This is a genomic window from Amycolatopsis plumensis (assembly GCF_042652605.1).
Taxonomy (GTDB): domain Bacteria; phylum Actinomycetota; class Actinomycetes; order Mycobacteriales; family Pseudonocardiaceae; genus Amycolatopsis; species Amycolatopsis plumensis.
The window spans coordinates 7,840,316-7,864,264 of the sequence record NZ_JBHSJY010000001.1; the positions used below are offsets into that span (position 1 = coordinate 7,840,316).

At 72.7% G+C, this 23,949-nt stretch carries 23 protein-coding genes; 9 read left to right on the forward strand and 14 right to left on the reverse strand.

Annotated elements, in window-relative coordinates; translation table 11 throughout:
- The first annotated feature begins 4 nt into the window (after window positions 1-4).
- Window positions 5-454 (forward strand): hypothetical protein, encoded by a 450-nt coding sequence (locus ACFPLC_RS37810; RefSeq protein WP_378197837.1) that lies wholly within the window; start codon window positions 5-7, stop codon window positions 452-454.
- Window positions 455-458: 4 nt separating this feature from the next.
- Here the strand turns inward: ACFPLC_RS37810 and ACFPLC_RS37815 are convergent, their stop codons facing one another.
- Both ACFPLC_RS37815 and ACFPLC_RS37820 read right to left on the reverse strand, forming a co-directional pair.
- Window positions 459-1,289 carry a tRNA (adenine-N1)-methyltransferase gene (locus tag ACFPLC_RS37815; protein WP_191306204.1) on the reverse strand — a complete coding sequence of 277 codons (831 nt, stop codon included), beginning with the start codon at window positions 1,287-1,289 and terminating at the stop codon, window positions 459-461.
- 62 nt (window positions 1,290-1,351) lie between these two features.
- On the reverse strand, window positions 1,352-2,503 hold the full coding sequence (locus ACFPLC_RS37820) for a site-2 protease family protein (RefSeq protein WP_378197835.1): 1,152 nt from the start codon (window positions 2,501-2,503) through the stop codon (window positions 1,352-1,354).
- A 281-nt stretch (window positions 2,504-2,784) separates the two neighbouring features.
- On the opposite strand from ACFPLC_RS37820, the gene ACFPLC_RS37825 reads away from it, so the two are divergent.
- From ACFPLC_RS37825 to ACFPLC_RS37840, 4 genes are all read left to right on the forward strand, one after another.
- Window positions 2,785-3,663, forward strand: coding sequence for a transposase family protein (locus ACFPLC_RS37825; protein WP_378208316.1), 879 nt, complete (start codon window positions 2,785-2,787; stop codon window positions 3,661-3,663).
- A gap of 141 nt (window positions 3,664-3,804) precedes the next feature.
- On the forward strand, window positions 3,805-4,704 hold the full coding sequence (locus ACFPLC_RS37830; protein WP_378199166.1) for a RecB family exonuclease: 900 nt from the start codon (window positions 3,805-3,807) through the stop codon (window positions 4,702-4,704).
- Entirely contained in the window at window positions 4,704-5,495 is a 792-nt protein-coding gene (locus tag ACFPLC_RS37835) for a thioesterase family protein (RefSeq protein WP_378199169.1), read from the forward strand. Before ACFPLC_RS37830 ends, ACFPLC_RS37835 begins: the two co-directional genes overlap by 1 nt.
- Before the next feature lie 64 nt (window positions 5,496-5,559).
- Window positions 5,560-6,495, forward strand: coding sequence for a ParA family protein (locus ACFPLC_RS37840; RefSeq protein ID WP_378199172.1), 936 nt, complete (start codon window positions 5,560-5,562; stop codon window positions 6,493-6,495).
- An 82-nt stretch (window positions 6,496-6,577) separates the two neighbouring features.
- Here the strand turns inward: ACFPLC_RS37840 and hisG are convergent, their stop codons facing one another.
- From hisG to metH, 6 genes are all read right to left on the reverse strand, one after another.
- Window positions 6,578-7,423 carry an ATP phosphoribosyltransferase gene (gene hisG, locus ACFPLC_RS37845; protein ID WP_378199175.1) on the reverse strand — a complete coding sequence of 282 codons (846 nt, stop codon included), beginning with the start codon at window positions 7,421-7,423 and terminating at the stop codon, window positions 6,578-6,580.
- 29 nt (window positions 7,424-7,452) lie between these two features.
- Complete coding sequence (locus ACFPLC_RS37850) at window positions 7,453-7,716, reverse strand: phosphoribosyl-ATP diphosphatase (RefSeq protein ID WP_013226745.1); 264 nt, start codon at window positions 7,714-7,716, stop codon at window positions 7,453-7,455.
- Window positions 7,717-7,818: 102 nt separating this feature from the next.
- Complete coding sequence (locus ACFPLC_RS37855) at window positions 7,819-8,304, reverse strand: methylated-DNA--[protein]-cysteine S-methyltransferase (RefSeq protein ID WP_191306212.1); 486 nt, start codon at window positions 8,302-8,304, stop codon at window positions 7,819-7,821.
- 17 nt (window positions 8,305-8,321) lie between these two features.
- Window positions 8,322-9,782, reverse strand: coding sequence for an AlkA N-terminal domain-containing protein (locus tag ACFPLC_RS37860; protein ID WP_378199179.1), 1,461 nt, complete (start codon window positions 9,780-9,782; stop codon window positions 8,322-8,324).
- 59 nt (window positions 9,783-9,841) lie between these two features.
- Window positions 9,842-10,474 carry an HAD family hydrolase gene (locus ACFPLC_RS37865; RefSeq protein ID WP_378199514.1) on the reverse strand — a complete coding sequence of 211 codons (633 nt, stop codon included), beginning with the start codon at window positions 10,472-10,474 and terminating at the stop codon, window positions 9,842-9,844.
- Between the two features lie 42 nt (window positions 10,475-10,516).
- A complete protein-coding gene (gene metH / locus ACFPLC_RS37870; protein ID WP_378199182.1) occupies window positions 10,517-14,062 on the reverse strand; it encodes a methionine synthase in 3,546 nt (1,181 codons plus the stop codon).
- A gap of 38 nt (window positions 14,063-14,100) precedes the next feature.
- Here metH and ACFPLC_RS37875 point away from each other — a divergent pair, with 38 nt between their 5' ends.
- On the forward strand, window positions 14,101-15,006 hold the full coding sequence (locus ACFPLC_RS37875; RefSeq protein ID WP_378199185.1) for a PAC2 family protein: 906 nt from the start codon (window positions 14,101-14,103) through the stop codon (window positions 15,004-15,006).
- A gap of 1 nt (window position 15,007) precedes the next feature.
- Here ACFPLC_RS37875 and ACFPLC_RS37880 read toward each other — a convergent pair whose 3' ends face one another.
- Window positions 15,008-15,943, reverse strand: coding sequence for a phosphotriesterase family protein (locus tag ACFPLC_RS37880; protein WP_378199188.1), 936 nt, complete (start codon window positions 15,941-15,943; stop codon window positions 15,008-15,010).
- Window positions 15,944-15,981: 38 nt separating this feature from the next.
- On the opposite strand from ACFPLC_RS37880, the gene ACFPLC_RS37885 reads away from it, so the two are divergent.
- Window positions 15,982-16,527 (forward strand): CGNR zinc finger domain-containing protein, encoded by a 546-nt coding sequence (locus ACFPLC_RS37885; RefSeq protein ID WP_378199191.1) that lies wholly within the window; start codon window positions 15,982-15,984, stop codon window positions 16,525-16,527.
- An 85-nt stretch (window positions 16,528-16,612) separates the two neighbouring features.
- On the opposite strand, the gene ACFPLC_RS37890 is transcribed toward ACFPLC_RS37885, so the two are convergent.
- From ACFPLC_RS37890 to ACFPLC_RS37900, 3 genes are all read right to left on the reverse strand, one after another.
- Complete coding sequence (locus ACFPLC_RS37890; protein ID WP_378199193.1) at window positions 16,613-17,446, reverse strand: metallophosphoesterase family protein; 834 nt, start codon at window positions 17,444-17,446, stop codon at window positions 16,613-16,615.
- Window positions 17,447-17,608: 162 nt separating this feature from the next.
- Entirely contained in the window at window positions 17,609-18,847 is a 1,239-nt protein-coding gene (locus tag ACFPLC_RS37895) for an MFS transporter (RefSeq protein WP_378199196.1), read from the reverse strand.
- On the reverse strand, window positions 18,844-19,431 hold the full coding sequence (locus ACFPLC_RS37900) for an ArsR/SmtB family transcription factor (RefSeq protein WP_378199199.1): 588 nt from the start codon (window positions 19,429-19,431) through the stop codon (window positions 18,844-18,846). The genes ACFPLC_RS37895 and ACFPLC_RS37900 overlap by 4 nt, the downstream gene beginning before the upstream one ends.
- A gap of 145 nt (window positions 19,432-19,576) precedes the next feature.
- Here ACFPLC_RS37900 and ACFPLC_RS37905 point away from each other — a divergent pair, with 145 nt between their 5' ends.
- A complete protein-coding gene (locus ACFPLC_RS37905; RefSeq protein ID WP_378199517.1) occupies window positions 19,577-20,053 on the forward strand; it encodes a MarR family winged helix-turn-helix transcriptional regulator in 477 nt (158 codons plus the stop codon).
- A 154-nt stretch (window positions 20,054-20,207) separates the two neighbouring features.
- Window positions 20,208-21,839 carry an ABC-F family ATP-binding cassette domain-containing protein gene (locus tag ACFPLC_RS37910; RefSeq protein WP_378199202.1) on the forward strand — a complete coding sequence of 544 codons (1,632 nt, stop codon included), beginning with the start codon at window positions 20,208-20,210 and terminating at the stop codon, window positions 21,837-21,839.
- A gap of 51 nt (window positions 21,840-21,890) precedes the next feature.
- Here ACFPLC_RS37910 and mshC read toward each other — a convergent pair whose 3' ends face one another.
- Entirely contained in the window at window positions 21,891-23,129 is a 1,239-nt protein-coding gene (mshC, locus tag ACFPLC_RS37915) for a cysteine--1-D-myo-inosityl 2-amino-2-deoxy-alpha-D-glucopyranoside ligase (protein ID WP_378199205.1), read from the reverse strand.
- Between the two features lie 25 nt (window positions 23,130-23,154).
- Window positions 23,155-23,931 (reverse strand): MerR family transcriptional regulator, encoded by a 777-nt coding sequence (locus ACFPLC_RS37920; RefSeq protein ID WP_378199208.1) that lies wholly within the window; start codon window positions 23,929-23,931, stop codon window positions 23,155-23,157.
- Between the last annotated feature and the right edge of the window lie 18 nt (window positions 23,932-23,949).

The following is a 23,949-nucleotide window of genomic DNA, read 5'->3' on the forward strand; positions in this document are numbered from 1 at the left end:
GGCGGTGAACCGCGTGTTCGCCGCCGGGCTGGTCCTGCTCGGCGCGGCCGGGGCGGGTGTCGCGCTGGGCCTGGTGCTCGTCGCCCCGGCCGGCTCCCCGCCCGCGGCGTCGGCCACGCCGCCGCCGTTCCGGCCGTCGGCACCGCCGCCGGCTCCCGACCAGGCCGACACGGCCGCGGTGGCGGTGCTGGCCCGCGCGATCGTCGACGCGATCGCCCGCCACGACTCGGCGGCGTTCGGCAAGCTCACGTGCCGCCCGCAGACCGCCGAAGCCCTCGCGGGCCTGCAGCGGACGTGGGACGCCGCCGGCCCGGTCACGGCGAAGCTGGCCGCACCCCCGGAGCTGCGCGGCGAGTCCGCGACGGCGAAGGTGCACGTCGAAGCGGCGGGCGGGACGAAGGACACGCCTTTCCCGCTGCGCAAGGAGAACGGCCGGTGGTGCGTGCCGGGCTAGGCGGTCAGCCCTTGCCCTTGCTCGGACGGCGCGAGACCCGCGGGGACACGGTGCCGTCCGCCAGCCGGCGCGCGGTCAGCAGGAACGCCGTGTGCGCCACCATCCGGTGGTCCGGGCGGACCGCCAGGCCCACCACGTGCCACGGGCGCATCAGCGTCTCCCACGACTCGGGCTCGGTCCAGCACTGCTGCTCGCGCAGCGACTCCGTGACCCGCGAAAGCTGGGTCACGGTCGCGACGTAGACGGTCAGCACGCCGCCCGGCACCAGGTGGGCGGCGACGTTCGGCAGCTGGTCCCACGGCGCGAGCATGTCCAGCACGACGCGGTCGACCTCGCCCTCGTGCGAGGCCAGGTCGGCCACCGTGAGCGACCAGTTGGCCGGCTTCTCGCCGAAGAACTTCACCACGTTGCGCTCGGCGTGTTCGGCGTGGTCGTCCCGGATCTCGTAGGAGTGCACGCGCCCGGCCGGGCCGACCGCCCGCAGCAGCGAGCACGTCAGCGCGCCGGACCCGGCCCCCGCCTCGAGCACGCGCGCACCGGGGAAGATGTCGCCCCACATCACGATCTGCGCGGCGTCCTTCGGGTAGATCACCTGCGCGCCGCGGGGCATCGAGAGCACGTAGTCCGGCAGGAGCGGGCGCAGCGCCAGGTAGGTCGACCCGCCCGCGGACGTGACCACCGACCCCTCGGGACGGCCGATCAGGTCGTCGTGGGCCAGTGCGCCGCGGTGGGTGTGGTACTCACCACCGGCGGCCAGCGTCAGGGTGTAGTGCCGCCCCTTCGAGTCGGTCAACTGCACCCGATCACCCGCGCGAAACGGTCCGCTGACCGACAACACTTCCTCCTGTAACCCGTTTGGCCGACGCCAGATCTTCGCAGGCCGCGCGGGCCGGTGACTCAGCGGGTGCGGCGGTTCAGCGCGGCCCGCAGGTCGTCCCGGCGGAGCACGCCCGCCGGGCGGCCCTCGTCGTCGACCACGAGGAACTGCCACGCCGCGGTTTCGCGGACCCGCTCGACGACGTCCTCCCCCGGCTCCGAGGCCAGCAGCACGGTTTCGGCCCGGATCGGCTCGGCCGCGAACTCGGCCGGGGCGTGCGGCGAGGAGCTCGCGAGCCGCTCGGCCGCGCCTTCGTCCAGGAGCCCGGCCGCCACGCCGTCGGCGCGGACCAGGACCACCCCGCGGCCGGCCGACGCGGCCAGCGCGTCCGACACCGGGCTTTCGGCGGGCAGCTGCAGCACCGGCCGGACCAGTTCGCCGAGGACCAGGCCGTCCGGCCACGTGCGGCGCGCTTCGGCGGCCAGCTCCGAACGGGCGCCGAGGATCACGAACCACGCCGTCACCACGCAGACGCCCAGCCGCAGCCAGCGGTCCGGGCTCGCGGTCGCCAGGCCCCACAAGGCCCAGACCAGCAGCCCGGCGGCCACGACCGCGCCGCCGGCGACCGCCGCGCGGGTGCCCTTGGCGCGGATGCCGGTGACCGCCCACACCCCGGCGCGGACCAGCCTGCCGCCGTCCAGCGGCAGCCCGGGCAGCAGGTTGAAGACGCCGACGGCGAGGTTCGCCACCGCGCACTCGGCCACCAGGAGCCAGACCGCACCGTCCGGCGGCACGGCGAACATCAGCAGGCCGCAGAAGCCGCCGAGCAGCAGCGACACCGCGGGCCCGGCCGCGGCGACCAGGCCTTCGTCGCCGGGGCGCTTGGGCGTCCTGGCCACTTCGGACAGGCCGCCGAGGAGGAACAGGCGCAGCCGCCGCACGGGGATGCCCAGCCGCAGCGCGACCAGGCAGTGCCCGAGTTCGTGGGCGAGCACGGACAGGCCCAGCAGCAGCGCGAACGCCCCGGCGAGCAGCCACGACGTCGTCGCGGAGGCGTCCGGGAGCAGCCGCCCGACCAGCGGCGCGTACAGGACGACGACGATCAGCGAGCCGACCCACCAGGACGGCGCGAGCAGCACCGGCACCCCGGCGACCCGGAACAGCAGGAGACCGCCGTCCGAGCGGACGGCCTGCCGGGTGCCCCCGGTGCCCTGCTCACTGGTCGCGGCCATGCGGAGAGCCTAGAGCCCCCGGTGTGGGTACCGGGTGATCCGCCCCCGATGGGTGTCGTCCCCCGCCAAAGCGCCCCAAGGCGGCCTTGGTTGCGTCCCACGCACCGAAGGCCACATTGGGTGCGTCTGACGCACCGAAGGCCACATTGGGGTTGTTTCATCGTGGTTGTGGCTGGTGGGGGTGGTGGGCTGGGTGTGTTTCGGTGATCTGGCAGCGAGTGTTGTCGGGACGGGGTGGCCGTCCCGCTGGGCATGAGTGAAGCCCTCGGCAAGATCGAGATGTGAGTCAATCACCCGCCGAGGGCTTCGGCCCCATTTCTTACCAGGTCACCCTCCCGCTGTCGCGGCAGACCCTGAGCATGGTCGCCGACCTGATCCGCACCCGGCGGCGCCGGCTGCGGTCCCGCTGGCGCAAAGCCACCCCAGCCGGGCAAGCGCTGGTGGTGCTGGCGGTGCTGCGCCACGATCAGCGGCTGGCTCACATCGGTGCCGGTCAGGGTGTGTCGGCTGCGACGGTGCGCCGGTGGGTGCTGGAAGTCATCACCCTGCTCGCCGCCCGCGCCGCACGACTGGACCGGGTCCTGCACCGGCTGGCCACCGCAGGTGCGGCGGTGGTGCTGGTGGACGGCACCCTGATCCGGACCCGCCGCCGCACCGGGCGGGCCAACCGGGCCCACTACAGCGGCAAACACAAACACCACGGACTGGTCGTCCTCGCCCTGACCGACGAGACCGGCCGGATCCTGTGGGTCTCGGCGACCCTGCCGGGCAGGACCGCCGACATCACCGCCGCCCGCCGGCTACGCCTGCGCGAACGGCTGCACGCCCACGACCTGACGCCCGCAGCGGACAAGGGCTTCCACGGCTGGCACAAAGACGTCCGTGACACCCGCACCTGCCACCGATGCGGCGGAGCGTGTGAGCAGATCGTGCTCACCCCCTACAAAGCCGAGGCGAACCGGCCCCTGACGAAAGCCCAGCAGCAGGCGAACGCGGCCTTCTCCGCGATGCGCTGCGCGGTGGAGGGCGGCTTCGCCGCCCTCAAAACCTGGCGCATCCTCGACAAACTCCGCATGCACCCACGCCACGCCACCACCCTGCTACGCGCCCTGCTCGTGCTCACCCACCACGAACAAACCGCCCGGACAAACCAGCCCTGAGCCACTACCAGACCCCGTCAACCCACCACGACCAGCACAAACCACGATGAAACAACCCCATTGGGGCGCTTCGGGTCCGCGGATGGGGTGGCGGGCGTTGCGGTCGCCGGAACTGTCGGACCCCGGCGTTACGCTCTGCCCATGCCCGACGCCGACACCGTCACCACCGACTCCCCCGCCTCCGCCGTCGCCACCGAGGTGCGGCGGCGGCCCGCGTTGTCGCCGTCGAGGGCCAGCGACTTCAAGCAGTGCCCGCTGCTCTACCGGTTCCGCGCGGTCGACCGGCTGCCCGAAGTCCCGACCAAGGCCCAGCTGCGCGGCACGCTCGTCCACTCGGTCCTGGAGCGCCTGTTCGCCCTCCCGGCCGCCGAACGCGTCCCCGCCCAGGCCCGGGAGCTGCTCGGCCCGGCGTGGACGGACCTGTCCACCGACCGTCCGGAGTGGACCGAGCTGTTCGACGGCGAAAAGCCCGAAGAACACGCCGAATGGCTGCGGTCGGCCGAAAAGCTCCTCGACGCCTACTTCGAACTGGAAGACCCGCGGCGGCTCGAACCCGAGGCCTGCGAGCTGCACGTCGAGATCGAGCTCGGCTCCGGCGTCCTGCTGCGCGGCTACATCGACCGGCTCGACGTCGCCCCGACCGGCGAGATCCGGGTCGTCGACTACAAGACCGGCGCCGCGCCGCGCGAGATCGGCGAGGCGAAGGCGATGTTCCAGATGAAGTTCTACGCCGTGGTCCTGTGGCGGCTGCGCGGGATCGTGCCCCGCCAGCTGAAGCTCATGTACCTCACCGACGGCCAGTCGCTGGCCTACACCCCCGACGAAGCCGAGCTGCTGCGGTTCGAGCGCACCCTGGAAGCCATCTGGCAGGCCATCCTCAAGGCCGGCAAGACCGGCGACTTCCGGGCGAACAAGAGCAAGCTGTGCAACTGGTGCGACCACCAGGCGCACTGCCCCGAGTACGGCGGCACACCACCCGACTACCCCGGCTGGCCGGAGCCCGACGCGGGCGACGAGACACCCCTGGACCGGGCCGACTGATGGCCGACGCCTTCTACGTCCCGCTCGGCGACGGCCGGTTCTCCGCGACCGGGCACACGGCCGGGCCGTGGACCCCCGACGCCCAGCACTTCGGCCCGCCGTCGGCGTTGCTCGTCCGGGCCCTCGAAAACGTCGAAACCGCGCACCCCGCCCAACTCGCGCGGGTGACCGTCGAGATCCTCGGCCCGGCCCCGGTCGCCGAGCTCACCGTGCGGGCCCGGATCGAACGGCCCGGCCGGTCGGTCGAGCTGCTGCAGGCCGAACTGGCGAGCGCCGAGCGGGTGGTGGCACGGGCGTCGGCGTGGCGCATCGCGACGTCGGACACGGCGGCGGTCGCCACCGACGCCGGCCCGCTGCTGCCCGGGCCGGGCAGCGTCGAAGAGTCGCCGTGGCCGGAGGGCTGGCAGGGCGGCTACCTCGACGCGGTCGAGTGGCGCGCGGTGCGCGGCGGCATGGACGCGCCCGGCCCGGCGGCGGTGTGGGCGCGCCAGCGCGTCCCGCTGGTCGACGGCGAGGAGCCGAGCGGCCTGCAGCGGCTGTTCGCCGTCGCCGACTCCGGCAACGGCGTGTCGAACTACCTCGACCCGCGGCAGTGGTGGTTCATCAACTCCGAGCTGACCGTCCACCTGCGGCGGGTGCCGTCGGGCGAGTGGATCGGCCTCGACGCGGTCACGCTGGTCGGCACGCACGGCATCGGCACGGCGACGAGCATCCTGCACGACGACGGCGGCCCGGTGGCCACCGGCGCGCAGGCGCTGATGGTCCGGCCGCGACAGGCCGGGGGCGGATAGCCACCCACAACGGGCCCGCATCCAATAACCTTCGCGGAACGACCGACTTGAGGAGCGCTCCGGCATGCAGATCACCTCGGTGGTCAACCAGAAAGGCGGGGTCGGCAAGACCTCGCTGAGCGTCGGCACCGCGGCCGCATTGGCCGAGCGGGGCCGCCGGGTGCTCCTGGTCGACCTCGACCCGCAGGGCCACGCGACGACCGAGATGCTCGGGCTGTCCGAGGTGGCCGCGGACCAGCCGAGCCTGGCGAAGGCGCTGGCCAAGACGTGGAAGGGCCCGATCGAGGAGCTCGTCGTGCCGCACCCGCGCAGCAATCTCGGCAAGGGTGGCGCGCTCGACGTCGTGCCGACGTCTCCGGGGATGTTCGACCTGATCCGGCGGCTCGACTCGTTCCGCGTCCCCGGCTGGCAGCTGGCGCGGGTCATCCAGTTCGCCAACTACGACCACTGCGTCATCGACTGCCCGCCGGCGCTGGACGTGCTGACGAACAACGCGCTGGCGGCGTCGCACGGCATCCTCGTGCCGGTCCAGCCGGACAAGACGAGCATCCGGGCGCTGCGGCTGCTGGCCGACCAGGTCCGGTACGTCGAGCAGACCGTCGGGCGGCAGCCGCTGTCGTGGTTCGGCCTGGTGCCGAGCCTGTACCGGCGGCCGATCTCGCACTACGCGGCCGCGGCGCTGCAGGAGATGTACGACTTCGGCATCCCGATGCTGTCGCACCTGCCGCTGGGTGTGGTGATGAACGAGGCGGCGGCGCACGGCGTCCCCGTGACGACGTACGCGCCCGAGACGCTGCAAGCGCTGTCTTTCCGCGAGATCGCCGAGACGCTGGACAGCTACCTGGAGCAGAACCAGGCGCCGGCCGTCGTGCCCGCCGACGAGGAGTTCGTCTTCGAGGACTTCATCTCCGAGGTGGCGGTGGCCCGCAACGTCAACGACAACGGCGCCCGCAAGGGCCTCTACGACCTCCTGCCCAAGAAGCCGAACCGCCCGCGCTGAAACGCAGTGAATGACTCATTCCTGGCGTCGGACGCCAGGAATGAGTCATTCACTGCAGGCGAGCGGGGCCGCGGGAGCCGGGTCAGAGGCGGCAGGAGCGGATGTCGGAGGCCAGGATCGCCTTGGCGCCGACCTCGGCCAGTTCGTCCATGATCTGGTTGACCTTCTTGCGCGACACCATGGCGCGCACCGCCACCCAGTCTTCGTGGGCGAGCGGGGCAACCGTCGGCGACTCCAGGCCCGGCGTGATCGCGATCGCGCGCTCCACCAGCGTCCGCGGGCAGTCGTAGTCCAGCATCATGTACTGCTGCGCGAACACGACCCCGCGCAGGCGCGCGGCCAGCTGCGACTTCGCCTTTCTCTGCTCGGTGCCCCGGCGCTGCAGCAGCACCGCTTCCGACACGCAGATCGGGTCGCCGAAGGCCACCAGGTTGTGCTGGCGCAGCGACCGGCCCGACTCGACGACGTCCGCGATCGCGTCCGCCACGCCGAGCTGGATCGAGATCTCCACCGCGCCGTCGAGGCGGATCACCTCGGCCTCGACGCCGTGGCGGGCGAGGTCGTCGCGGACCAGCCGCGGGTAGGACGTCGCGAGCCGCTTGCCGTGCAGGTCCGCCGGCTTCCAGTCCCGGCCCGCCGGGGCGGCGTAGCGGAACGTCGAGCCGCCGAAGCCCAGCGCCTGGATCTCCTCGACCGGGGCACCGGAGTCGAGCGCGAGGTCGCGGCCGGTGATGCCGAGGTCGAGCTCGCCGGAGCCGACGTAGATCGCGATGTCCTTGGGGCGCAGGAAGAAGAACTCGACCTCGTTCACCGGGTCGAGCACGGTCAGGTCGCGCTGCTCATGCCGCTTGCGGTAGCCCGCCTCGCCGAGCATCTCCGTCGCCGCGGCGGCGAGGGCTCCCTTGTTCGGCACGGCAACACGCAGCATTGCTTTCTCCTCGTTCTTCGAGCGACCCGTCACAGGTAGCGGTAGACGTCCTCGGTCGACAGGCCACGGCCGAGCATCAGCACCTGCACCCGGTACAGCAGCTGGGAGATCTCCTCGGCGAGGCGCTCGTCGGACTCGTGCTCGGCGGCGATCCACACCTCGCCGGCTTCCTCCAGCACCTTCTTGCCCTGGGCGTGCACCCCGGCATCCAGGGCGACGACGGTGCCGGACCCGTCGGGACGGGTACGCGCGCGCTCGGCAAGCTCCGCGAACAGCTCATCGAAGGTCTTCACGGTCCGGAATCCTTCCATCCCGGACCCCGCGACGCCGCCCCGGCCCGCCGGGGATGCCGCCGATCTCACACGCCCGTGGACGCGGCTTCCCACGAGCTGGGATCAGAACAGCGCGCCCTGCTCGAAGTCCAGCAGGTATCGCTTGCGCTCGAGGCCGCCGCCGTAGCCGGTGAGGGAGCCGGTGGAGCCGACCACCCGGTGGCAGGGGACGATGATGCCGATCGGGTTCTTGCCGTTCGCCAGCCCGACCGCGCGGGACGCCGCCGGGTTGCCCAGCCGGTCGGCGAGCTGGCCGTAGGAGATCGTCGTGCCGTACGGGATCTTGCGCAGCTGGGCCCAGACCGCCTGCTGGAACGGCGTGCCCACGAAGGCCAGCGGCACTTCGAACTCGTGGCGCTGCCCGGCGAAGTACTCCTTCAGCTCGGTTTCGGCGCGGTCGAAGATCTCCGCGCCCGGGTCGTGCGAGCCGAAGGTCAGCTCGTCCGGCCGGTGGCGCTGGTCGACCATGTAGAGGCCGCAGAGCGCGGCCCCTTCGGCGACCAGCGTCAACGGGCCGCACGGGCTGTCGACGACGGCGTGGGTGCGCATCGGGACTCCTGTCTGGTTCATGCCGCGGGCATCCGGTTGATCGCGTGGTCACCGGTGGCCCACAGGTGCTGGGTGGCGTAGGCGCGCCAAGGGCGCCAGGCCGCGGAACGAGCGACGACGGCGGCCTGGCCGCCGAGGCCCAGGGTTTCCGCCGCGTACTTGATGCCGAGGTCGGTCGGGAGGAAGGCGTCCGGATCGCCCAGCGCGCGCATGGCGATGCTCTCGACCGTCCACGGCCCGAAGCCGGGCAACGCGCTCAAAGCGGCCCGCGCCGCCTCCCAGTCGCTGCCCGCGCTGAGGTCCAGGCCGTCGGTCAGCGCCGACACGAGCGCGAGCAGCGTGCGACGGCGGCTGCGCGGCATGGCCAGGGTCTCCGGGTCCAGCGAAGCCAGCGCCTCCGGTGACGGGAACAGGTGCGTCAGGCCGCCTTCGGGGTCTTCCACCGGTTCACCGTGGGCGACGACGAGCCGGGCCGCGTGGGTCCGCGCCGCCGCCGTCGACACCTGCTGGCCCAGCACGGCGCGGACGGCGAACTCGGCGCCGTCGACCGTGCGCGGGACGCGGCGGCCGGGCGCGGCCGCGACGAGCGGGGCGAGCAGCGGGTCGGTGGCGAGCTGGTCGTCGACGGCGACCGGGTCGGCGTCGAGGTCCAGCAGGCGACGGCACCGGCTGGTGGCGGCGGGCAGGTCCCGGAGGTCGGCCAGGGTGAGCCGGCAGGCGATGTGGCCGTCCTCCGGTTTCAGCGCGACGACGCCGTGGCCGTGCGGCAGCCGCAGCGTCCGGCGGTAGGCGCCGTCCCGCCACTCCTCGACCCCCGGCACGCCGGTGGCCACGAGGTGCCCGAAGAGGTTGTCGGGGCACAACGGCTTCCGGTAGGGCAGCCGCAGGACCAGTGCGCTGGCCGCCGCCGGCCTGCCCTTCGCCCGTTGCCGCAGCTGGGTCGGCGAGAGGGCGAACACCTCGCGGACGGTGTCGTTGAACGTCCGGATGCTGCCGAACCCGGCGGCCAGGGCCAGCTCGGTCATCGGCAGCGCGGTCGTCTCGATCAGCGTCCGCGCGGTCTGCGCGCGCTGGGCGCGGGCCAGGGACAGGGGGCCGGCGCCGAGTTCGGCGAACACCTGGCGTTCGACCTGCCGGACGCTGTAGCCGAGCCGGGCGGCGAGGCCGCGGACGCCTTCGGTGTCGACGACGCCGTCGGCGATCAGCCGCATCGCCCGCGCCACCAGGTCGGCGCGCTCGTTCCACAACGGCGAACCCGGGCTCGCGTCGGGGCGGCACCGCTTGCAGGCCCGGAACCCGGCCTGCTGGGCGGCCGCGGCGCTCGGGTAGAAGCTCATGTTCCGCGGCTTGGGCGGCACCACCGGGCAGCTGGGCCGGCAGTAGATCTTCGTCGTCAGGACGGCCGTGTAGAACCACCCGTCGAACCGGGCGTCCTTCGCCTGCACGGCCCGCACGCACCGCTCGAAGTCCTCATGCACCCCGTCAGCATCGCGGACGCCGGGGACCCGGGGCTAGCGGAAATGCGACATGGGGGTGGTCAGCCGAGCAGGGCCGCCAGCGCCGGCACGTCGATGCCGACCAGGGAGTCGCGGAACACCCGCCGCTCCCCCGCCTCGACCGGGACGTCGTTCGGGATCACCAGCACGGTGCAGCCCGCCGCGACGGCGGACGCGGTGCCCGGCGGCGAGTCCTCCACCGCGACGCAGCGCGCCGGGTCGACCCCGAGGAGCTCGGCCGCCTTGAGGTACGGGCGCGGGAGAGGCTTGTTCAGGCCTTCGACCTCGTCGCCGCACACGGTGACGTCGAAGAAGTCCCGGCCGATCGTGTTCAGCGCGAGCTCGGTCAGGTCGCGCTCGGTCGAGGTGACCAACGCCGAGCGCAGGCCCGCTTCGCGCACCGCCGTCAGCGCCTCGCGCGCGCCGGGACGCCACGGCAGCTCGTCGTCGAAGAGCCCGGCGGTGCGGCGGCGGATCTCCGCGCCGGTCGAGGCGATCGCCTCGGGGGTCACCGGAAGGCCGACGACTTCGAGCAGGTACGCCGAAGTGTCGTCCATGTTGGACCCCACGAGCGTCATCCGCTGCTCTTCGGAAAGCTTGCCGCCGAGCCATTCCGCCGTCTCGTAGAGGGCGACGTCCCACAGCTTCTCGGAATCGACCAGCGTGCCGTCCATGTCCCACAACACGGCGTCGATACCGTCCACAGTGGAGTCTCCTCAGGTGTTGAAGTACTTGGCTTCCGGGTGGTGGCAGACGATCGCGTCGGTCGACTGCTCGGGGTGCAGCTGGTACTCCTCGGACAGCTTGACGCCGATCCGGCCCGGTTCGAGGAGGGCGACGATCTTCGCCCGGTCTTCGAGGTCGGGACAGGCGCCATAGCCCAGGGAGAACCGGGCTCCACGGTAGCCGAGCTTGAAGAAGTCCTCGACGTCGTCGGGGTCCTCTGAGGCGACCGCCACACCGCCGGGGAAGGTCAGCTCCTGGCGGATGCGGCAGTGCCAGTATTCGGCGAGCGCCTCGGTGAGCTGCACGCCGAGGCCGTGCACCTCCAGGTAGTCGCGGTAGGCGTTGGCCGCGAAGAGCTCGTTCGCGTAGTCCGCGATCGGCTGGCCCATGGTCGCGATCGTGAACGGGACGACGTCCACCTCGCCCGCCTCGCGCGGGCGGTAGAAGTCGGCCAGGCAGAGCCGCCGGTCGCGGCGCTGCCTGGGGAAGGTGAAGCGCAGCCGCTCGGGTGCGTCCGGTTCGGGTTCGGTCAGCACGACCAGGTCGTCACCTTCGGCGTAGCAGGGGAAGTAGCCGTAGACGACGGCCGCGTGGGCCAGGATCCCGTCGGCGGTCAGCCGGTCGAGCCAGTACCGCAGCCGCGGGCGTCCTTCGGTCTCGACGAGTTCCTCGTACGTCGGCCCGGCGCCGCCGCGGGCGCCCTTGAGCCCCCACTGCCCCATGAACGTCGCCCGCTCGTCGAGCATCGCGGCGTAGTCGGCGAGCGCGACGCCCTTGACCACCCGGGAGCCCCAGAACGGCGGGCTCGGCAGCGGCACGTCGGTGGCGACGTCCGACCGCGCCGGCAGCGGCCCTTCGTCCTCGGTTCTGCGGGCTTTGCGCGCCTCGGCGATCCGCAGCGAGCGTTCGCGGCGTTCCTTGCGCTCCCGACGCTTTTTCTCCGCGTCGGCGTCCACGAGCGGCGACTCGCCGCGCTTGGCGGCCATGATCGCGTCCATCAGCCGCAGGCCCTCGAACGCGTCCCGCGCGTAGCGCACGTCGCCGAGGTAGAGCTCGGTCAGGTCGTTCTCCACATAGGACCGGGTGAGCGCCGCGCCGCCGAGCAGCACCGGCCAGCGCGCCGAGACGCCCCGGGAGTTCATCTCCTGGAGGTTCTCCTTCATGATCACCGTGGACTTCACCAGCAGCCCGGACATCCCGATCGCGTCGGCGCCGTGCTCCTCGGCGGCGTCGAGGATGGTCGTGATCGGCTGCTTGATGCCGAGGTTGACGACCTCGTAGCCGTTGTTGGACAGGATGATGTCGACGAGGTTCTTGCCGATGTCGTGGACGTCGCCGCGGACGGTGGCCAGCACGATCCGGCCCTTGCCCGAGTCGTCGCCGGTCTCCATGTGCGGCTCGAGGTGGGCGACGGCGGCCTTCATCACCTCGGCGGACTGCAGCACGAACGGCAGCTGCATCTGCCCGGACCCGAACAGCTCGCCGACGGTCTTCATGCCCGACAGCAGCGTGTCGTTGATGATCTGCAGGGCGGGCCGCTGCTCCAGGGCCGCGTCGAGGTCGTCGGCGAGGCCGCCCCGCTCGCCGTCGACGATCCGGCGTTCGAGCCGTTCGAACAGCGGCAGCGCGGCCAGCTCCTCGGCCCGCGACGCCTTGGACGACGCCGCGCTGACCCCTTCGAACAGGGCCATCAGCTCCTGCAGCGGGTCGTAGCCTTCGCGACGGCGGTCGTAGACGAGGTCGAGGGCGACCGCGCGCTGGTCGTCGGGGATGCGGGCCATCGGCAGGATCTTCGACGCGTGCACGATGGCGGTGTCGAGCCCGGCCTGGACGCACTCGTGCAGGAACACGGAGTTGAGGACCTGCCGCGCGGCCGGGTTGAGGCCGAAGGAGATGTTCGACAGCCCGAGCGTGGTCTGCACCTCGGGGTGGCGGCGCTTGATCTCGCGGATGGCCTCGATCGTCTCGATGCCGTCGCGGCGCGACTCCTCCTGGCCGGTGGCGATGGTGAAGGTCAGCGCGTCGATGATGACGTCGGAGGTGCGTAGCCCCCAGTTCTCGGTGATGTCCTCGATCAGCCGGGTCGCGATGTCGGCCTTCTTCTGCGCGGTCCGGGCCTGGCCTTCCTCGTCGATGGTCAAGGCGACGACGGCGGCGCCGTATTCGCTGACCAGGTCCATGACCTGGGTGAACCGGGATTCCGGGCCGTCGCCGTCCTCGTAGTTGACGGAGTTGACCGCGCACCGGCCGCCGAGGCGTTCGAGGCCCGCGCGAAGCACCGCGACCTCGGTGGAGTCGAGCATGATCGGCAGCGTCGACGCGGTGGCCAGCCGTCCGGCCAGCTCGGCCATGTCCGCGGTGCCGTCGCGGCCGACGTAGTCGACGCACAGATCGAGGAGGTGGGCACCGTCGCGGGTCTGTTCGCGGGCGATCTCGACGCAGTCGTCCCAGCGGCCCTCCAGCATCGCGGTGCGGAAGGCCTTCGAGCCGTTGGCGTTGGTCCGCTCGCCGATCATCAGCACGCTGGCGTCCTGTTTGAAGGGCACCGCCTGGTAGAGCGAGGACACGCCCGGCTCGGGCCGCGGCCGCCGGGGTACCGGCGACGTGTCCGCGACGGCCGCGGCGAGCTGCCGGATGTGCTCGTCGGTGGTGCCGCAGCAGCCGCCGACCAGGCCGACGCCGAACTCGCGGACGAACCCGGTCAGTGCCTCGACCAGGGCTTCCGGGCCGAGCGGGTAGACCGCGCCGTCCGGGCCGAGCTCGGGCAGGCCGGCGTTCGGCATCACCGACAGCGGCACCCGGGCGTGCTTGGCCAGCTGCCGCAGGTGCTCGCTCATCTCGGCCGGGCCGGTGGCGCAGTTGAGGCCGATGACGTCGATGCCGAGCGGTTCGAGCGCGGCGAGCGCGGCGCCGACCTCGGTGCCGAGCAGCATGGTGCCGGTCGTTTCGACGGTGATCGAAACGATGATCGGCACGTGCCGCCCCTCGGCGGCCATCGCCCGCTTGGCGCCGATGATCGACGCCTTGGTCTGGAGGATGTCCTGGGTGGTTTCGACGATCACCGCGTCGGCGCCGCCGGCCAACAAGCCGCGGACTTCCTCGCGGTAGGCGTCACGCAGCGTGGTGAACGGGGCGTGGCCGAGCGTCGGGAGCTTCGTGCCGGGCCCGACCGAGCCGAGCACGAACCGGGGCCGGTCCGGCGTCGAGAACTCGTCGGCCGTCTCGCGCGCCAGCCGCGCGCCGGCCTCGGCCAGCTCGAAGATCCGCCCGGTGATGTCGTACTCGGCGAAGTTGGCGAAATTGGCCCCGAAGGTGTTCGTCTCGACGGCGTCCGCGCCCGCCTCCAGGTACCCGCGGTGCACCGAGCGCACCACGTCCGGCCGGGTGACGTTGAGGATCTCGTTGCAGCCCTCCAGGCCGCCGAAGTCGTCCAGGCCGAGGTCGTGGGCCTGCAGCGCGGTGCCCATCGCCCCGTCGGCCACCAGGACACGCGCGCGGAGGGCATCGAGGAACGGTGACGACAGGCGGTCGGACATGCTGAACAGGGTAAGGCCGGTGGTCGTAGGCTGGTCCGGTGAGTGAGCCCGTCGACGAGACCCCGCGGCCGCCCGGCGGCCGCCCCGAACCCACCCGACCGTTGATGGTCGTCGCCTTCGAAGGCTGGAACGACGCAGGTGACGCGGCCAGCCGGGCGGTCGAGCACCTGCAGCTGAACTGGGACGCCACCCCGCTGGCGGAACTGGAGCCCGACGACTACTACGACTTCCAGGTCAGCCGCCCGACCGTCCGGATGGTGGACGGCGTCACTCGACGGGTGGACTGGCCGACGACGCGGCTGTCGGTGTGCCGCCCCGACGGCTTCGACCGCGACGTGGTCCTCGTCCAGGGCCCCGAGCCCAACATGCGGTGGCGCGCGTTCTGCGCGGAGCTGCTGGAGCACATCCGGCAGCTCGACGTCGCGACGGTGGTGACGCTGGGGGCGCTGCTCGCCGACACCGCGCACACCCGGCCCGTCCCGGTCACCGGAACGGCGTACGACAAGGACACCGCGTCGCTCTACGGCCTCGACCTGAACAACTACCAGGGCCCGAGCGGCATCGTCGGCATCCTCCAGGACTACTGCGTGCAGGCGGGCATCCCGGCGGTGTCGATCTGGGCCGCGGTGCCGCACTACGTGTCGCACCCGCCGTCCCCGAAGGCGACGCTGGCGCTGCTGCACAAGCTGGAGGACATCCTCGACGTCGAGATCCCGCTGGGCGCGCTGCCCGAGCAGTCCGAGGAGTGGCAGCGCACGGTCAGCGAGATGGCCGACGAGGACGAAGAGATCAGCGAGTACGTCCGCAGCCTCGAAGAGCGCGGCGACGCCCAGAGCGAGGTCGCCGAGCAGGACGTCAGCGGCGACAAGATCGCCGCCGAGTTCGAGCGCTACCTGCGCCGCCGCGGCCGCGGCGGCGGGCAGGAAGGCTTCGGCCTGCGGTGAGTCACTTGCGCCAGCTGGTGGCGAACGCCCGCGCGGGGTTCGCCACCAGCATGGCCGTGACGACGTCGCCGCCGAGCTGCTTGGCCAGCCGCGGCGCCAGGGTGGTGAGCAGGTAGGCCGCACCCGGCTGGTTGCGGGCGGCCGCGGTGGTCGTGTCGCCGCCGAGCAGGATCTGCCCGCCGTGCCCGGCCTCGACGAGCGCCTCGATGCCGTCGAAGAGCTGCGGGTCGGTGGCGTGGTTGGCCCGCGAAGGGCCGTCGAAGCCCAGGAACACGCCGGTCTCGGCGATCTCCCGCTGCAGCCGCGGGTCCGGGTTCCGGTTCAGGTGCCCGAGGATCACCTTGTCCGGGGGGACGTCCAGCTTGCCGCAGAGCAGTTCGGCCACCTCCAGGGCCGCCGTGCCGAGTTCGAGGTGCACCGCGATCGGCGCGCCGGTCTCCTCGTGGGCGACCGCGGCGGCGGTCATAGTCAGCCGGGCGTGCGAGTCGATCGTGTGGAAGGCGCCGGCCACCTTGACCAGTCCGGCCCGCGGGCCGGTCCGCGGCTCGTCGGGCAGGTCGGCGGGCTGCGTCCCCTCGGTCAGGTCGGCGACGAACTCCCGGACCAGATCGTCGATCACCCGGCTGAGGATGACCGGGGCGTAGTGCTCCGCGCGGTGCAGGCCGGTGGCCGCGACCAGGTGCACCCCGACCTCCTCCGACATCCAGGCGAGCTCGCGCGTGCGCCGGGTCAGGCCGTACGGCGTCCACTGGACGAGTGCCGCGCCGCCCCGCGACTTGAACTCGAGCAGCGTGTGGGCGGCCTCGGCCGGGTCGTCCAGCTCCTGGCCGGGCAGCAGTTTCGAGGCGAAGAAGAGGTGGTCGTGCGCGTTCGTCACGCCGAGTTCGGCCGGATCGATGTCGCCCAGCACCGTCCGGACCTTGGGTTCCCCAGTCACGTCGTCGAGTGTAACGCCTCAGCCGTTACGATGGCGAGGTGTCCGAAGACTTCCGCCTCGACATGGGCGCGCCCTGGCTGAACCTGCTGGCCACCCGCGGCCGTCACTTCGGTGCCCGGCCGGTCGAGCGCCTGCCCACCGTGGACCGGCTGCGCGACTGGCTGGCCGCCTCCGAGCTGACCCCGCTCGCCCCCGTCACGGACGCCGACCTGCGCGCGGCCCGTGAACTCCGCGAGAGCCTGCGCGAACTCGCGCTGGGCGCGGTCGACGGGCTTGCGCCGCGAGCCGACCAGGTGACCCCGCTGACGGCGTTCCTCAAGACCGAGCCGGTCCACCTCGCCGCCCTCGACCGCCTGCACCGCAGCGCTCCCGCGACCACCGCCGACGCACTCGGGCGGCTGGCGCACCAGGCCGCGGACTGGCTCACCGGGCCGCTGCGGGCGGACCTGCGGGCCTGCCCCGAGCAGGACTGCCGCGGCGTGTTCGCCGATCCGGGCGGTCGGCGGCGGTGGTGTCCCGCCCCCGCCTGCGCCAGCCGCGGGCGGGTCCGCGCGCTCAGGGAGCGGCGGCGCGAGCAACCATGACACCCGGCCCCCGAGTGCAGTGAATGACTCATTCCTGGCGTCGGACGCCAGGAATGAGTCATTCACTGCGCAGCGGCACGCAGGATCAGGACGGCCACAGGATCCGGCGCATCGGCACCGCACCCCGCGCCCGCTTCCGCCACTCGCGCGGATAACCCAGCGAGACCTCTTCGAACCGGACGCCGTCGGCCTCGGTGCTGCGCGGGATGTGCAGGTGCCCGTAGACGGCGATCTCCGCGCGGTAGCGGACGTGCCAGTCCTCGGTCTTCGTCGTGCCGCACCAGAGCGCGAACTCCGGCCAGTACAGCGGCGCCGTCGGGTGCCGGTGCAGCGGCCAGTGCGACATCAGGATCGTGCCGTGGTCCTCCGGGATGGCGTCGAGGCGCTCGGTGCTGATCTTCAGCCGGTCCTCGCACCACGCCTGGCGGCTGGGGTACGGGTCGGGGTACAGGAAGTACTCGTCCGTGCAGACCACCCCGGCCTCGCGGGCCTGCCGCAGGGCCTCCTCCAGCGACTGGCCCTCCGCGTCCGGGGTCCGCCAGCTGTAGTCGTAGAGCAGGAACAGCGGCGCGATCGTCAGCGGCCGCGAGCCGTGCCGCCAGACCGGGAACTCGTCTTCCGGCGTCAGGACGTCGATTTCGCGGCACCGCTCGACCAAGTGCTCGTAGCGGGCCTGCCCGCGCAGCTGGCAGTCGTCGTTCTTCGTCGTCCACAGCTCGTGGTTGCCCGGTACCCAGACGACCTTCGCGAACCGGCTGCGCAGGGTCTTCAACGTCCCGATGGTGGCTTCGGCCAGCTCGGCGACGTCGCCGGCGACGAGCAGCCAGTCTTCGGGGGTTTCCGGGACGACCGAGTCGAGGATCGGGCCGTTGCCCTCGTGGGTCACGTGGAGGTCGCTGGTGGCGAAGAGGTGCGGCACCCCTCCACCGTAACCACCGTGGCCGGAGAACCTATGCCAAACCTGCGGATCCCTTCGCGGTGGGAAGCCCGGCCGCCTGCGGTACGAACTGCTCCCGGCCAGCCCCACGCACTTCCTAATGCCGTCGGCGGATCCCCTGGAGGACACCCGGACGGTGGCGTTCTACGACTTCAGCGACGGCGCCGCCCGGTACCTCCACACCGGCTGCCGGGTCCACCCGCGGCGCGGGAGCAGCATCAGCACCCCGGCGAGCACGTAGACGCCGGCCTGGACGTTCAGCAGCACGGCGGGCCCGGTCGTCGCGACGAGCGCGCCCGCCAGCAGCGCGCCGGCGGTGGTGCAGGTGGCCACGGCGGCGAACGTCGTGCTCAGCACCCGCCCGGCGCGCTCGGGCGCGACCGCGCTCTGGATCTCCGACAGCACCCCGGCGCCGACCACCACGCCCGGGGCGCCGGCCAGGGCGAACAGCCCGGCGTACAGCCCCAGCGCCGTCGTCACGAGGGACAGGTTCCAGATCACCGCGGACAGCAGGCCCAGCACCACCGAGCCCCAGCCGAGCAGCGCGGCCGGCGCGACCCGCCGCGCCACGGTGGCGACGGCGAACCCGGCCACCAGGCCCCCGATCGCCTGCACCCCGCGCAGCAGGCCCGCGTCGGCTTCGCTGCCGCCGAGCACGTCGAGGACGTAAACCACGAACAGCACCAGGAACATGCCCTGGGCCAGCGACGTGAACACCAGCGCCAGCCCGGTGCGCCGCAGCCGGCGGTTGCGGGTCAGCTCGCGCAGGCCGTCGAGCCAAGCCCGCACCACCGGCTCCCGCGCGGGCGACGCCGCCGGGGCGGCGACCCGGCGGAACGGCTTGGCCAGCAGCGCCGCGGCCACGGCGAGGACGGCCAGGTACCCGATCATCACGTCGGCGAGCCCGCCGAAGCCGAGCAGGGCGCCGCCCGCCCAGCCGCCGGCCAGCCGGGCGACGCTGCCGTTGACGCTCATCAGGCCGTTCGCCGCGGTCACGTCCGCGACGCCGACGAGCTCCGGCACGAGCGCGTTGCGCGCGGGTTCGAACACCGACGCCAGCGCCGCCTGGGCGGCCATCACCGCGTACACCACGCTGACGCCGGGCTCGGCCACCAGCGGGAGCGCCACGACGGCGAGCCCGACGCAGACGCCGAACAGCACCGCGCGGCGGTTCCACCGGTCGGCGACGACCCCGGCCACCGGGCTCAGCAGCACCGCGGGCAGCAGGCCGAGCACGATGCTCAGCGCCGTCGTCGCGGCGGAGCCGGTGCGCTGGAAGACGTAGACCGGCAACGCCACCTGCAGCATCCACTCGGCCGTCTCGCCGAAGAACGCGGCGACCCACAGCCGCGCGAACCCGGGCACCCCCAGCAGCCGGTTCATTCCTCCGCCTTCCCCGAGTGCTCGATGCGCGGGAACGCGCGCAGGCCGACGTGCACCGAGCGGGCGTCGGCGGGGGCGTCGCTCCGGATGGCGCCGATGTACGGGCGGACCAGCGCGTCGATCGCTTCGGTCAGCCGGGTCAGCTCCGCCGGGGTGACGCGCAGGGCGTAGGTCGACAGCCCGGCCGCGGCCCGCCACGGCGGGTCGAGGTCGTCGAGGGAGTCGAGGTACCGCTGGGTCAGCTCCTGTTCGTGGGTCAGCGTCGCGCCGACCACGCCCAGCTGCGCGGCCCGGTGGGCCGGGTCTTCGGCCAGGTCCCCCAGCTCGAGGCCGACCTGCCGGGCGCGCCACGGCCGTTCGCGGCCGTCCTCGGCGTCGACCCGCTCGACCAGGCCGTATTGGGCGAGCTGGCGCAGGTGCCAGCTGCAGTTGGACGCCGTCGAGCCGACCGCCTCGGCGCACTCGCTGGCGGTGCGCGGGCCGACGGCGGTCAGGTGGTTCAGCAGCGCCGACCGCAGCGGGTGCGCCAGCGCGCGCAACAGCTCGACGTCTTCGATCCGCTTGCGCGGCGGCAGCTCGGCCATCGCTCGCCCTATCTGAAAGGATCATTTCGAAAGTTCCCTTTCATGGTTTGTCCCGCCTGCGGCTTTGTCAAGCGGTTCCGCTATCGTTCGCGGGGCAGTGACTGCACGAGGCAGTGACTGCGCCGTGACCGAACTTGGATGGACGTTGCCCGACCAGCGCGAACTCGCCACCGCCGCCGCTCTCGCCCTCCCCCGGTTCGTGGGCTCGACCGCGCTCTTCCACGCGGCGGTCGCCGAGCGGATGGGCGTCACCCCGACCGAGCTGCACTGCCTGCACCTGCTCCACGGCGGCGTCAGCGACTCCCCGTCCGAACTCGCCCGGCTGCTGGGGATGAGCACGGGCGCGTTCACCCGGCTGCTCGACCGGATGGAGCGCCACCGGCTCGCCGAACGCGCGCCCGATCCCGCCGACCGGCGACGGCTCGTCGTGCGCCCGCTGCCCGACCGGATGGCCGAGCTCGCCGAGCTGTACGCGCCGATGGCGCGGTTCGTCGGCGAGCGCCTCGCCCGCTTCGACCGCCGCCAGCTGACGGCCCTGCTCGAGTTCCTCACCGACGGCACCGCGGCCGCGGAACGGTCGACCGGCGAGCTGCCCGATGTGACCCAGGCCATATCGAGTTGACTAACTCTACGGTTGTTGCGTTAACCTGGTTCCACTATGAGGAACTGAACCGCGCCCATCCCGCCTGAGGCGGCACCCGGTCGAGCCGACGCTCCCGCGTGCCACGACGCCCGGCCGGGATCCCGCTTCTTCCCCCAGGGTTCGGTGATCGCACATGTCTCCCGTTTTTCCGTTGCAGGCCAAGGATGTCGTCTTCGGCTACGGCACCCGCGTCGTCCTCGACGGCGTCTCCCTCACCGCGTCGGCCGGCCAGCGGCTCGGCCTGGTCGGCGAGAACGGCACCGGCAAGTCCACCCTGCTCCGGCTGCTCGCCGGGCTTGAAGAACCGCGTTCCGGGGAGGTGCTCCGCGGCCCGGACGTCGGGTTCCTGCTGCAGGAACTGCCGTTCCCGATGGACGCGACCTTCGCCGACGTGCTCGACGACGCACTCGCCGAGATCCGCGCCGCCGCGGCCCGGCTCGACGAGCTGACCGCGGCCATGGCCGACCGGCCCGACGACGCGGCCGTGCTCGAGGAGTACGGCCGGGTGCTGGAGTGGGCCCAGGCCCACGACCTGTGGGACGCCGACCGCCGCGCCAAGCTCGTCTGCGACGGGCTCGGTCTCGGCGGCCTCGAACCCGGCCGCCGGCTCGGCACGCTCTCCGGCGGGCAGCGGTCCCGGCTCGGGCTGGCCGCGCTGCTGGTCCGGCAGCCGGAAACGCTGCTGCTCGACGAGCCGACCAACCACCTCGACGACGCGGCGATGGAGTTCCTCGAACGCCACCTCACCGAGCTGACCGGGATCGTGGTGCTGTCCTCGCACGACCGCGTGTTTCTCGACGCCGTCTGCACCGACATCGTCGACCTCGACCCGGCCGCGGCCGACCGGCAGGCCGGCGGCGCGGTCCGCTACGGCGGCAGCTACACCGACTACCTCGGCCACAAGAAGGCCGAGCGGGCGCGCTGGGAGCAGCGCTACGCCGAGGAGCAGGAGGAGCTGAAGGAGCTGCGGGAAACCGTCGCGGTCACCGCGCGGAACGTCGCCTATGGCCGGGGTCCGCGCGACAACGACAAGTTCATCCACGCGTTCAAGGGCGCCCGCGTCCAGAAGACGATCTCGCGGCGGGTGCGCGACGCCGAGCAGCGCCTGGAGAAGCTGGAACGCGACCAGGTGCGCAAGCCGCCGGCGCCGTTGCGGTTCCAGGCGGACCTCACCGGCCGCGCGAACGGCGACGGCCCGGCGATCTCGGTGCGGTCACTGGAGGTTCCGGGCCGGCTGAGCCTGCCCCGGCTGGACGTCGGCGGCTCGGCCCGGCTGCTCGTCACCGGCGGGAACGGCGCCGGGAAGTCGACGCTGCTGTCGGTGCTGGCCGGGCGGCTCGCACCCGCGGCCGGGACGGTCCACTTCGGACAGGGGGTCCGGGTAAGCCTGCTGGAGCAGGACGTCGTGTTCGCTTCACCGGAGCGCACCGCCGTCCGGGTCTACCGGGACACGCTCGGCGAGGACGCTCCCCCGCTGAGCCGGCTCGGCCTGCTGGCGTCCCGGGACCTGCGGCAGCCGGTGGGGGCGCTGTCGGTCGGCCAGCGGCGGCGGCTGGCCCTGGCCATCCTGCTCGCCGACCCGCCGGACGTGCTGCTGCTCGACGAGCCGACGAACCACATTTCGCTGACGCTGGCGGAAGAGCTGTTCGCGGCACTGGAGACGGCGCCGGGCGCGGTCGTCATCGCCTCCCACGACCGGTGGCTGCGCCGGGACTGGTCCGGTGACCACCTGGAGCTGGCCGGCGGCCGTCCCGCCGCGGTATAGGCCGTTATACGACCGAGGGGGCACTTTCACGGGAAAGTGCCCCCTCGGACGTCAGAGGGAGATGCCGAGGAGGGCGTCGACGGCGTCGCGGACCAGGCCCGGCGCCGTCGGGTCGTTGCCGTCGCGGCGCAGTGCCTCGTTCGCCCACGCGTCGACCGAGGCCAGGGCCTTCGGCGTGTCGAGGTCGTCGGACAGGTGGTCGCGCAGCCGCCGGACGGTGTCTTCGGCCGCCGGTCCGGTGGGCAGCGAGACCGCCTCCCGCCAGCGCGCGAGCCGGGCTTCGGCGTCGGCCAGCAGCTGATCGGTCCAGGGGCGGTCGTCGCGGTAGTGGCCGGCGAACAGCGCCAGCCGGATCGCGCCCGGGTCGACCTTGTCGGCGCGCAGCCGCGAGACGAACACCAGGTTCCCGCGCGACTTCGACATCTTCTCGCCGTCGAGGCCGATCATCCCCGCGTGCACGTAGTGGCGGGCGAACTGGCCGTCCTTGGCGACGGCCTCCGCGTGCGCCGCGCTGTACTCGTGGTGCGGGAAGATCAGGTCCGAACCACCGCCCTGGAGGTCGAAGCCGAGACCCAGCCGGTTGACCGCGATCGCGCTGCACTCGATGTGCCAGCCCGGACGGCCCGGGCCGAGCTCGGATTCCCACGACGGCTCGCCTTCGCGGGCCACGCGCCACAGCAGCGCGTCCAGCGGGTGGCGCTTGCCGGCGCGGTCGGGGTCGCCGCCGCGCTCGGCGAAGAACTTCGCCATGGTTTCGGCGTCGTAGTTCGACTCGTAGCCGAACCGCCCGGTCGCCGCGTGGTCGAAGTAGACGTCGGGGAACTCCGGGTCGTCCGCGCGGTAGGCGCTGCCGTTGGCCAGCAGCTTCGCGATGACCTCGACGATCTCCGGGATGCTCTCGACGGCGCCGACGAACTGCCGCGGCGGGAGGACCCGCAGCGCGGTCATGTCCTCGCGGAACAGCGCCGTCTCGCGCATGCCCAGCACGACCCAGTCGTCCTTGTCGCGCGCCGCCCGCTCCAGCAGCGGCTCGTCGATGTCCGTGACGTTCTGCACGTAGTGGACGTCGTGCCCGTTGTCCCGCCAGATGCGGTTCACCAGGTCGAAGGCCAGGTACGTCGCGGCGTGCCCCAGATGCGTCGCGTCGTAGGGCGTGATGCCGCAGACGTACATCCGGGCGGTGGCGCCGGGAGCGGTCGGGCGGATCTGCCCGGTGGCCGTGTCGTGGAGCCGCAGCGGGCGGGGGGTGCCGGGGATGCGGGGCACGTCGACCGATGACCAAGTCTGCATACCCCCGACTGTAATTGCCCGGCGTTCAAGCCTTCCCAAGCGGTGGGACGAGCCTCACTCGCGCGTAGGCCCCGATGGCGCGCGCGAGCCACGACGGCAGGTCCGGATCGGCTCGTTCGGCCAGCTCCCGCTGCCGGGGATCGTTCAGGTACAGCTCGCCCATCGCGGCGTAGGCCGGGGCGGTCGGCGACCAGAAGTGGCTCACGGACTCGTAGTGCTCGGCGACGGCGTCGAGCGCGGCGGGATCCTCCGGCGCGGCGCCGGAGCGCATGACGGCGGCCAGCCGGCGGAACAGCGCGGCGCTGCGGGCGGCGGCGTGCTCGTAGTCCGCGGCGGTGAGTCCCGCCTGGGCGGCCCGGGCGGTGTCGAAGACCGCCGCGGCGCCCTCGCCGAACGTCTCGCGGTACTGCTGCCGCATGGCGGTGCCGTCCTTGCGCAGCCCGGCGAAGAAACGCTCCGGATCGTGGATCCGGGCGTGGCCCAGGTCGGTGATCGTCTCCTCGACGGTCGCGATGACCCGGTCGAGGCGCCGCCGCTCCTGCTCGAGCTGGGCCAGGTGCCCGCGCAGCGCGGCCACCTCGTCGACCTGGTCGCCGAGCACGGCACCGATCTCGGCCAGGCCGAGCCCGAGCCGCCGCAGCAGCAGGATGCGCTGCAGGCGCAGCAGTTCGTGCCTGCCGTACCAGCGGTAGCCGTTCGCCGTGACCGACGCGGGGGTGAGCAGGCCGATCGCGTCGTAGTGGCGGAGCATCCGCGCCGAGACGCCGGACGCCTTCGCGACCTGGCTGATCGAGTACTGCATCCGGTCAGCTTAGAAGTT